The organism is Actinomadura sp. CNU-125 (genome assembly GCF_001942465.1).
GTDB lineage: Bacteria > Actinomycetota > Actinomycetes > Streptosporangiales > Streptosporangiaceae > Spirillospora.
On record NZ_MKJY01000206.1, the window covers coordinates 1 to 9,524 of the forward strand.

Annotated in this window: 9 protein-coding genes and 2 pseudogenes; 4 read left to right on the forward strand and 7 right to left on the reverse strand. The window is 72.3% G+C overall.

The genetic code is table 11. The annotated features are described in order from the left end of the window. Positions 1 to 275, forward strand: a 275-nt coding sequence (locus BJF79_RS23125; protein ID WP_143220104.1) for a response regulator transcription factor, incomplete at its 5' end; no start/stop codon positions are given. Between the two features lie 16 nt (positions 276 to 291). Here BJF79_RS23125 and BJF79_RS23130 read toward each other — a convergent pair. Together BJF79_RS23130 and BJF79_RS23135 are read right to left on the reverse strand one after the other, a co-directional pair. Further along, positions 292 to 1,116, reverse strand: a complete 825-nt coding sequence (locus tag BJF79_RS23130; RefSeq protein WP_075900382.1) for a class I SAM-dependent methyltransferase — start codon at positions 1,114 to 1,116, stop codon at positions 292 to 294. 152 nt (positions 1,117 to 1,268) lie between these two features. After that, positions 1,269 to 3,228, reverse strand: a pseudogene (locus tag BJF79_RS23135) (acyl-CoA dehydrogenase family protein). A gap of 153 nt (positions 3,229 to 3,381) precedes the next feature. Between BJF79_RS23135 and BJF79_RS23140 the strand changes: the two are divergent. Then, complete coding sequence (locus tag BJF79_RS23140) at positions 3,382 to 4,146, forward strand: IclR family transcriptional regulator (protein ID WP_262402450.1); 765 nt, start codon at positions 3,382 to 3,384, stop codon at positions 4,144 to 4,146. 28 nt (positions 4,147 to 4,174) lie between these two features. Here BJF79_RS23140 and BJF79_RS23145 read toward each other — a convergent pair whose 3' ends face one another. From BJF79_RS23145 to BJF79_RS23160, 5 genes are all read right to left on the reverse strand, one after another. Continuing rightward, the gene (locus BJF79_RS23145) at positions 4,175 to 4,969 is read right to left on the reverse strand and encodes an enoyl-CoA hydratase-related protein (protein WP_075900384.1); all 795 of its coding nucleotides are present in this window, start codon (positions 4,967 to 4,969) and stop codon (positions 4,175 to 4,177) included. A 142-nt stretch (positions 4,970 to 5,111) separates the two neighbouring features. Further along, entirely contained in the window at positions 5,112 to 6,245 is a 1,134-nt protein-coding gene (locus BJF79_RS23150) for an acetyl-CoA C-acetyltransferase (RefSeq protein ID WP_075900386.1), read from the reverse strand. A gap of 100 nt (positions 6,246 to 6,345) precedes the next feature. Then, a complete protein-coding gene (locus BJF79_RS61245) occupies positions 6,346 to 7,458 on the reverse strand; it encodes a hypothetical protein (RefSeq protein WP_262402451.1) in 1,113 nt (370 codons plus the stop codon). Between the two features lie 35 nt (positions 7,459 to 7,493). Then, positions 7,494 to 8,336, reverse strand: coding sequence for an MFS transporter (locus BJF79_RS61250; RefSeq protein ID WP_262402452.1), 843 nt, complete (start codon positions 8,334 to 8,336; stop codon positions 7,494 to 7,496). A 97-nt stretch (positions 8,337 to 8,433) separates the two neighbouring features. Continuing rightward, positions 8,434 to 8,823, reverse strand: a complete 390-nt coding sequence (locus BJF79_RS23160) for a hypothetical protein (RefSeq protein WP_262402453.1) — start codon at positions 8,821 to 8,823, stop codon at positions 8,434 to 8,436. Positions 8,824 to 8,934: 111 nt separating this feature from the next. Between BJF79_RS23160 and BJF79_RS57320 the strand changes: the two genes are divergently transcribed. Next, positions 8,935 to 9,096, forward strand: a complete 162-nt coding sequence (locus tag BJF79_RS57320; RefSeq protein ID WP_187357044.1) for a hypothetical protein — start codon at positions 8,935 to 8,937, stop codon at positions 9,094 to 9,096. A gap of 156 nt (positions 9,097 to 9,252) precedes the next feature. Beyond that, positions 9,253 to 9,524 (forward strand): annotated as a pseudogene (locus BJF79_RS23165) (class I SAM-dependent methyltransferase); the annotation flags it as partial.

Sequence of the window (9,524 nt, forward strand, 5' to 3'; positions counted from 1 at the left end):
AACGCGTCGCCGACCTGCGGCGCCGCACCCGCGGCCCGCAGCGCGGCGGGACGGCGGCGCCGCTCGGGCTGACGCCGCGCGAGTTCGAGGTGCTGCGGCTCGTCGCCGAGGGGCGCAGCAACCGGGAGATCGCCGCGGCGCTGTTCATCTCCGCGAAGACGGCGAGCGTGCACGTGTCGAACATCCTCGGCAAGCTCGGCGTCGCGAGCCGCGGGGAGGCCGCCGCCACCGCGCACCGGCTCTCCCTGTTCCGGGAGGCCGGCGCGGCACGGTGACGGCTATACCGGGGGGCTACTCGGGGACGCGCGCCACGCAGATCACCGTCTGCCCGAACGGCGGCTTCACGAACCGCTCGATCGTGCGGGTGAACGGCACGACCGTCCGGTCGTAGATCTTGACGAGCTTGGGGTCGGGGTAGCCGGCGCCGCCGCGCCGCACCGCGAACCACCAGGCGATGCCGCCGAGGAAGTTGATCGGCTTGAGGACCTCGGGGACGAGCCCCGCCTCGCGCACCGACTTGCCCAGCGTCGCCGGGGTGTATCGGGTGACGTGCCCGACCTTGCGGTCGAAGTCGCCGTAAAGCTGCATGTATCCGGGCACCCAGATGACGATCCGGCCGCCGGGGAGGGTCACCGAGGCGAGGTCGCGCAGCGCCTGGACGTCGTCCTTGATGTGCTCCAGGACGTTCATCATCACGACGGTGTCGACCTTCTGCCGGATCTTGATGTCGGCCGGCAGGGCCAGGTCGATGACCTCGACGTCGTCGTTGCCGTCGTAGCGCTTGCGCAGCTCACCGACGCAGTAGGGGTCGTTGTCGCTGACGACGAGGTAGTCGAGCCGCCCCGCGAACTGCTCGGAGAAGTGCCCGAGCCCGGACCCGACCTCCAGCATGGAGCGGCCCACGTGCGGAGCGATGGTGTCGTACTCGTACTTGCGGTAGTTGCGGGCCTCGTCCCCGCCCAGGTGGTTCTCCAGCGCCCCCTCACCGGCGGCGGGCTGGACGACGTCGCCGTCGGTCGCCGTCGGGGGCGGCGCGGCGGGCGACCGCTTCGGGCCGCTGCCGATCAGGTTGAGGAGGGTTCCGGCAATGGACTTCTTCTGACCAGGTTGCTGCATACTTCCCGCTCGCTGGGTGCGTTGTCGCCGTGAGGCTGTTTTTTCGCCGGATCCTGGGGCCTGTTCCGCAACGGGACGGCCTGATCTCGGGCGCGAATCCGGTCAGTGTATCGATCCGTGCCTCACAACGCGTCTTCATGCGCTACCAAGAGTCAGGTGATGTGGCGGTGCACATCGTCCATACTGCTGGGTCCCGGTTCGGACGGGGCGATCCACGGGCCGGGGATGGACGGGTCGAGAACGCCTTCCTCGACCCACGTAAACGCACCGTCGAGCACAGCGCGCGCGAGCCGCACGTCCATCGCGTCGGTGTTGCGCCACAGGCCGTCGAACAGTTCCTCCACCCGTACCCGGGACTGCTTGCAGAACGCGTCCGCCAGCAGGAGCGCCGACTTCCCGGGTCCGTCGCCCGGGCCGCCGCTGCCGTCCTGGAGCGGGCCCTTGCCGGACGCGTCGGCGTGCGCGCGCACACAGACGGCGCTCATCGCGTACAGCTCGGCGCCGATGTCGACCATGCGCCCAAGGAAACCCTGCTTCTGCTCTAGGCGGCCCTGCCAGCGGCCCGCCGCGTAGAAGATCGACCGGGCGAGCTTGCGGGACGCGCGCTCCACGTACCGCAGGTGCTGTGCGAGCGGGCCGAACTCCGCGTACGAGCCGGGCCGCCGCCCCGGGCCGGTGACGAGCGTCGGCAGCCAGCGCGCGTAGAAACCGCCCGCGCGCGCGGCGGCCCGCGCCTTGTCGGCCGTGGAGGTGTCGGGGTCGATGATGTCGCCGGCCACCGACAGGTGCGCGTCCACCGCCTCCCGCGCGATCAGCAGGTGCATGATCTCGCTGGACCCCTCGAAGATCCGGTTGATGCGCAGGTCGCGGAGCAGCTGCTCGGCCGGGACGCCCCGCTCCCCGCGCGCGGCGAGCGACTCGGCCGTCTCGTAGCCGCGCCCGCCGCGCACCTGCACCAGCTCGTCGGCGACGCGGCACGCCAGCTCCGACGACCACAGCTTCGCCAGCGCCGCCTCGATCCGGATGTCGTTGCGTTCGTCGTCCGCGAGCCGTGCCGACAGGTCGTGGACGGCTTCCATCGCGTAGGCCGTCGCGGCGATGAACGCGACCTTGCGGGCCCGCCGCCTCGTGCCGTCCGACCGGGCGGCCCCACTGGACGCGCTCCGCCGACCACTCGCGGGCGATCTTCGCCGCCCACTTGCCGCTCGCCGCGCACATCGCGGGCAGCGACAGCCGTCCGGTGTTGAGGGTCGCCAGCGCGATCTTCAGCCCGGCGCCCTCCTTCCCGATCATGTTCGCCTTCGGGACGCGCACGTCGTGGAAGCGCGTGACGCCGTTCTCGATCCCGCGCAGCCCCATGAACCGGTTGCGGTTCTCGACCGTGATGCCCGGAGTGTCCATGTCGACGACGAACGCCGAGATGCCGCCCCGGTGCCCGGCCGCCTTCGGGACGCGCGCCATCACGACGACGAGGTCGGCCACGACGCCGTTCGTCGTCCACAGCTTCACGCCGTCGAGGACGTACTCGTCCCCGTCCGGCGTCGCGGTGGCGCGCAGCCGCGCGGGGTCGGAGCCGACGTCCGGCTCGGTCAGCAGGAACGCGCTCAGCTGCCTCGCGCAGCGCGGCAGCCACGTGTCCTTCTGCTCGTCCGTGCCGAACATCTTCACCGGCTGCGGAACGCCGATCGACTGGTGCGCCGACAGCAGCGCGCCGATCGCCGGGCTCGCCGACCCCGCGATCATCAGCGCGCGCCCGTAGTGGAACTGGCTGAGCCCGAGGCCGCCGTACCGCTCGGGCACCTTCATGCCGAACGCGCCGAGATCGCGCAGCCCCCGCAGCGTCTCGTCCGGGATGCGGGCGTCTCGCTCGATCCGTACCGCGTCGACCTCGTTCGCACAGAATTCGGTGAGCTTCGCCAGGAACGCGTCGCCCCTCGCGCGGTCCGGCTCGTCCGGGCGCGGGTGCGGATGGACGAGGTCGAGCCGGAAGTCGCCGAGGAACAGCTGCTTGCCGAAGCTCGGCAGGCGCCATTCGGACTCGCGCGCCTCTTCCGCTACTTTCCTCGCGGTCCGCTCGTCGACGTGCTCTTCGGTGCGAATCGACTGGGTCATGCCGGCTCCTCGACGCTGGCGTCCGTCCGTCCCGGGCCTACTCCCCGGTTCCCGGCGGACTACTCCACGCAGGTCGCGGGGGCATTCCCGCAACTTCCTCGACGGGTGTGGTCAAAGCCCTTGACCGGTCCCGCCGAGCAGGGTTCGCTTTGCGTGGTGAACGAGACACGCAGACCGACACTCATCGCCTCGGTGCAGCGGGCCATGCGCCTGCTGGAGGCGGTGTCGTCGCACCCCAGCGGGGCGCCCGCCAAGCAGCTCGCCCGCGAGGCGGGTCTCCCCCTGGCCACGACGTACCACCTCCTGCGCACCCTCGCGCACGAGGGCTACGCCACCCGGCTGTCCGACGGCTCCTGGGTGCTCGGCGAGCGCATCTCGAACCTGCACGGCCGCAGCAAGGCCCAGCGCCTCCTCGCCCGCATCCGCCCCACCCTCCTCACGCTCCGGGACGAACTGGGCGCCGCGGCGTACTTCGCGATGCACGTGGACGGCGAGATCAAGCTGATCGACATCGCCGACGGGCCCCGCACGCCCCGCGTCGACGTCTGGGTCGGCTTCGACGAGGCCCCGCACGCCACCGCGCTCGGCAAATGCCTGATCGCCCAGCTCGACGAGGACCGCCGCCGCGACTACCTCGCCCGGCACACCCTCGCCGACCTCACCCCGCACACGATCACCGAACCGCGGCGGCTGCTGCGCACGCTGCGCTCGTCCACCGGCCTGTCCATCGACCGCGAGGAGTACGCGCTCGGCACCGGCTGCATCGCCGTCCCGGTGACGGACGCGACGGGCACCGTCCGCGCCGCCCTCGCGATCTCCTGCCGGCCCGCGAAGCTCCCCAAGATCGAGCGTTCCGCCGACCGGCTGCGGGCCACCGCCGCCCGCCTGCAGCGGACGATCACGCTGCCCGTCCCGTAGCGCCGCCCGTCCCGTAGCGCCGCGGGGATCAGCGGCCGCGGAAGTCGGGGGCGCGGTTCTCCAGGAACGCGGCGACGCCCTCCTTGGCGTCCTCGCTGCCCGCCAGCCCCACCAGCTCGCCCAGCAGATGCTCGACCTGGTCCTCCAGCGGGCGCCCCTCGATCGCGAAGAACGCGTCCCGGCCGCGGCGCAGCCCGAGCGGGCTCTTCGCGGCGATCGTCCGCGCCAGCCCGTCCACCCGCGCGTCCAGCTCGTCCCGCGGCACCGCCTCGGTCACCAGGCCGATCTCCCGGCCCTCCGCCGCGGTGATGCGGCCGCCGGTGTAGTACAGCTTGAACGCCTGCTTCGGGACGACGTTCCGGTTGATGATCGCCATGATCATCATCGGCCAGAGGCCCACGTTCACCTCGGGCGTCGCGAGCTTCACGTCGTCCGCCGCGATCACCAGGTCGCAGGCCGCCGCGAGCCCGAGCCCGCCCGCCACCGCGTGCCCCGCCAGCCGCGCGATGATCGGCTTGCCGAGCTTCGGGAACGCCGTGAACAGCCGGAACGGCGCACTCTCCCGGATCGCCGCCGGATCGGCCACCGACCGTCCGTCCGCCTGCTGGGCGCCGAGCCCGCCGAGGTCGCCGCCCGCGCAGAACGCCCGCTCCCCCGCCCCCGTCAGGACGATCACGCGCACCTCGTCGTCGCGCTTCGCCCGCTCGAACGCGTCGAGCAGCTCGTCGATCATCCGGTCGCTCAGCGCGTTCCGCGCGTCCGGCCGGTTCAGCGTGACCCGCGCGACCCGCCCGTCGACCGCGTACAGCACCGTCTCGTACATCTGCGCCTCACCCGTCCGCCCGCCGAATCGTCCCGAGGGTCCCACCCTCCCACCGTCCCCGGCCCGCCCCGCAACCGCCTGCGGCCCCGGCTCCTCGCCTTTCGGCTCGGAGTCGGGGCCGCACGCGCGACGGCTCGTCGGATCAGAGACGCTCGATGATGGTGGCGTTGGCCTGGCCGCCGCCCTCGCACATCGTCTGCAGGCCGTAGCGGCCGCCGGTGCGCTCCAGCTCGTGCAGCAGCTTGGTCATCAGGATGCCGCCGGTGGCGCCCAGCGGGTGGCCGGTGGCGATCGCGCCGCCGTTGGGGTTGGTCTTCTCCAGCGAGGCGCCGGTGTCGGCCGCCCACGCCATCGGGACCGGCGCGAACGCCTCGTTGACCTCGAAGACGTCGATGTCGTCGATCTTCAGGCCGGACCGCTGCAGGGCCTTCTCGGTCGCGGGGATCGGGCCGGTCAGCATGTAGACCGGGTCCGAGCCCGTCACCGCGAGGGTGTGGATGCGGGCGCGCGGGGTGAGGTTGTGGCGCTTGACGGCCTCCTCCGACGCGATCAGCACGGCGGACGAGCCGATGGACACCTGCGAGGACACCGCGGCGGTGATGCGGCCGTCCTCGCGCAGGGCCTTCAGGCCCGCCATCTTCTCCAGGGTGGTGTCGGGGCGGGCGCCCTCGTCCTTGGTGAGGCCCGCGAGGGGGGCGATCTCCCGGTCGAAGTAGCCCGCCTCGATGGCCTTGGACGCGCGCTTGTGGCTCTCCAGCGCGAACTTCTCCAGGTCCTCGCGGCTGAAGCCCCACTTCTCGGCCATCAGCTCGGCGCCGCGGAACTGGGAGATCTCCTGGCGGCCGTACCGCTCGCCCCAGCCCTCGCCGTAGGGGAAGTCGAGCCCCTGGACGATGCTGGAACCCATCGGCACCTTGGCCATGTGCTCGACGCCGGAGGCGACCACCAGGTCCTGGGTGCCCGACAGGACGCCCTGGGCGGCGAAGTGGATCGCCTGCTGCGAGGAACCGCACTGCCGGTCGATGGTGACGCCGGGCACGCCCTCCGGCAGGCCCGCCGACAGCCACGCGGTGCGGGCGATGTCGAGCGCCTGCCCGCCGACCTGCATGACGCAGCCCATGATGTTGTCTTCGACCGCGGACGGGTCGACCCCGGTCCGGTTGACGAGCTCCTTGAGCACGTGGGCCCCGAGGTCGGCGGGGTGCACGTCCTTGAGCGCGCCCTTCTTGGTGCCGACGGGGGTACGGACCGCGCCGACGATGTACGCCTCGGCCACTACGCCTCCAAAGGGTCTGGGTTCCGTCCCGAAACCGAGTGTGATTCGGTCTGTCAGTATGAGATTACCGCGCCATGCGCGCAACGGCTTGTGACGGGGGTTACGCAGTCGCGGCGGTCGCGCCGCGCATCGCAACGCCGTCGGCGTCGTCCCCGAGGGACGCGCGGGCCAGCCGGGTCAGGACGTCGGCGAGCTCGGGGTGATCCTCGGGCGACCAGCCCCGGACGTGCGCGGCGAGGCCCTCGCGGCGCGCCGCGAACAGCCGCTCGGCGACCGTCCGCCCGGCGGCGGTGATCACCAGCGTGCCGTCCCGGCGCTCGACGAGCCCGTCGCCGACGAGCCGGTCGACGAACGGGCGTCCGGTCTCGATCGGCACGCCCGCGCGGTCGGCGAGGTCCGCGCCGCGGACCGTCCCGTCCTTGGCGATCCGGCACAGCGCCCACATGCTGCCCGCCGGGAGGTCCACCCCGGCGAGGGCGCCCAGCCGCGCGTACAGGTCGCGGGCGCGCGGGTCGCGGCGCATCAGCTCGCTCAGGCACCGCTCCATCTCGTGCCGGGACGACCGGACGGTCGGCGCCGCGCCGAACCCCTCGCCGTAGTCGGGCGTCCGGGACGTCTCGCGCAGCGGGGCCTCGCGCAGGAACCACGTCAGCACGAACCCGATCGCGGCCACCGGGACGGCCCAGAAGAACACGGTGTCGATCGAGTCGGCGTACGCGCCCAGGACCTCGTTCTTGACCTGCGGCGGGAACCGGTCGAGCATCCCGGGGTTCCCCTGGACGGCGCCGGGGTCCAAGCCCGGCGGGAGATCGCGGGCGATCGCGGTGATGTTGCTCGCGAGGCTGTTGCTGAACACCGCGCCGAACACCGCGACGCCGAACGAGCCGCCGATCTGCCGGAAGAACGTGACCCCGGACGTCGCCGCGCCCAGGTCCTCGTACGGGACGGCGTTCTGCACGGCGATCACGAGGATCTGCAGGACCATCCCGAGGCCGAGCCCGAGCAGCGCGAACCGCAGGCTCATCGCGAGCGTCGAGGACGTCTCGTCCATCCGCGACAGCAGGAACAGCGCCACCGCGATGAGCGGCGTGCCGATGATCGGGAACACCTTGTACCGACCGGTCTTGCTGACGAGCTGCCCGGACCCGATCGAGGTGAGCAGCATCCCGAGCATCATCGGCAGCAGGTAGACGCCCGACAGCGTCGGCGACACGCCGTGCACGACCTGGAGGAAGATCGGCAGGTACGTCAGGCGCCGAACATCGCGAAGCCGACCACGAACCCGACCGCCGACCCGATCGCGAACACCGGATGGGCGAGCAGCTTCGGCGGCATGACGGGTTCGGCGGCGCGCCGCTCGACCAGCACCCACACCGCGATCAGCACCACCGACACCGCCGCGAGCACGATGATCTGCGGCGAGACCCAGTCGTAGCTCGTCCCGCCCCAGGTCGTCACCAGCACCAGGCCGACCGCCCAGCCGACGATCAGCAGCGTCCCGAGGTAGTCGATGCGGTGCCGTTCCCGCTCGCCGTGCGCGTGCAGCACCGCCGCGACCACCACGAGCGCCACGATGCCGATCGGCAGGTTGATGTAGAACACCCACCGCCACGACAGGTTGTCGACGAACCAGCCGCCGAGCAGCGGCCCGCACACGCTCGACACGCCGAACACGGCGCCGAACAGCCCCTGGTACCGTCCGCGCTCGCGGGGCGGCACGACCTCCCCGACGATCGCGATGGCGAGCACCATCAGCCCGCCGCCGCCGAGCCCCTGCAACGCCCGGAACAGGATCAGCTCGGTCATCCCCTGCGAGATGCCGCACAGCGCGGACCCGATCAGGAAGATGACGATCGACGTCTGGAACAGCCGCTTGCGCCCGTACTGGTCGCCGAGCTTGCCCCACAGGGGCGTGGACGCCGTCGCGGCCAGCAGGTACGCGGTCACCACCCACGACAGGTGGTTCAGCCCGCCGAGATCGCTGACGATCGTCGGCAGCGCCGTCGACACGATCGTCTGGTCGAGGGCCGCGAGCAGCAGCGCGAGCATCAGCGCGCCCAGGATCGCGTACAGCTCCCTGCCCGTGGGCATGGCCCGCTCGTCCCGCGCCGCCGTCGTCATGCCCGCGCCCCCTGCCCGTCCACGGTGATCGCGTCAGGGGCCTACCCACGAGCCCGGCGGGATCACGTCACCGCAGCACGTCCTTCGCGACCTTGGCCGCGCCGAGCGCCGCCGCGCTCCCCGACACGCTCAGCGCGCCCACCGCCGCCCACAGCGGCACGCCCTTGCGGCCGCGCAGCCCGGTCACCGTGTCGAGGGAGTCCACCCCGAGCCCGAGCCGCGCCCACAGCTTGCGGCCCTCCGCGCCGCTCAACAGATAACCGGCGCCGAGGGCGATCTCGCGTGCGGCGAACATCCGGGTGACGAAGTCGCGGCCGGCGTCCGCGCCGCGCCCCATCCCCATCGCGCGGACGGTCAGTCCCGGCGCCGCGAACGCCGCGACGCCCAGCGCCACCCGTCCCCGCGCCAGCTGCACCATCAGCTCGTCGACCTTGTCCCGCTCGTCAACTTCATTCACATCTGCCACATCCGTGAGATTAGCGGGCCCGCGCGGCACCCCGACCAGCGGGTAAGTCGTTCCTTACACGTCTATCGTCTAAGGAGGCGGCTCTCCCCAGAGAAGGTGACCATGGAAGGCATCCTGGCCCTCGTCGTGACGGCCCTGCTCGTCTCGTTCGCGATCCGCTGGGCGGCGGTGAAGATGCGCCTGCCCATGCCCACCCGCGTCGCGGTCATCACCGTGTTCGTCCTGGTGGCGCTCACCATGTTCGGGAACCAACTGGCCGACTGACGCGCGGCGACCGCGCGCAGATTCTTTCCCCGGCGTCCGAACTTACCGGCCGGGCGGCGAGTCATACCTGACGAAACCGGCCGCACCGCCGGTCGCAGGCGTGCCCGCCCGCGTCCGGCGCCCCGTGCGGCATGGCCGGACCGAGGGAGCCCCGCAGTGCCGCATCCGGCGACCGTCGTCCCCGAAATCGCCTCGCACCTGAAGCGGTTGCTGGACTTCGTCGACCCGCACCCCGACGACGTCTGCCTGGACGTCGCGCGCGGGCGCGGACCGCTGCCGGCCCTCCTCGCCCCCCGCGTCCGCCGCCTCACCGCCGTGGACGCCGCCCGCGACGGCCGCGCGTTCCACACCGGCCCCGTCCGCATGCCCGGCGACGCCCTCCCCGCCGCCCCGGCCGCCCCGCACCCCCGCACGGACGAGACGTCCGC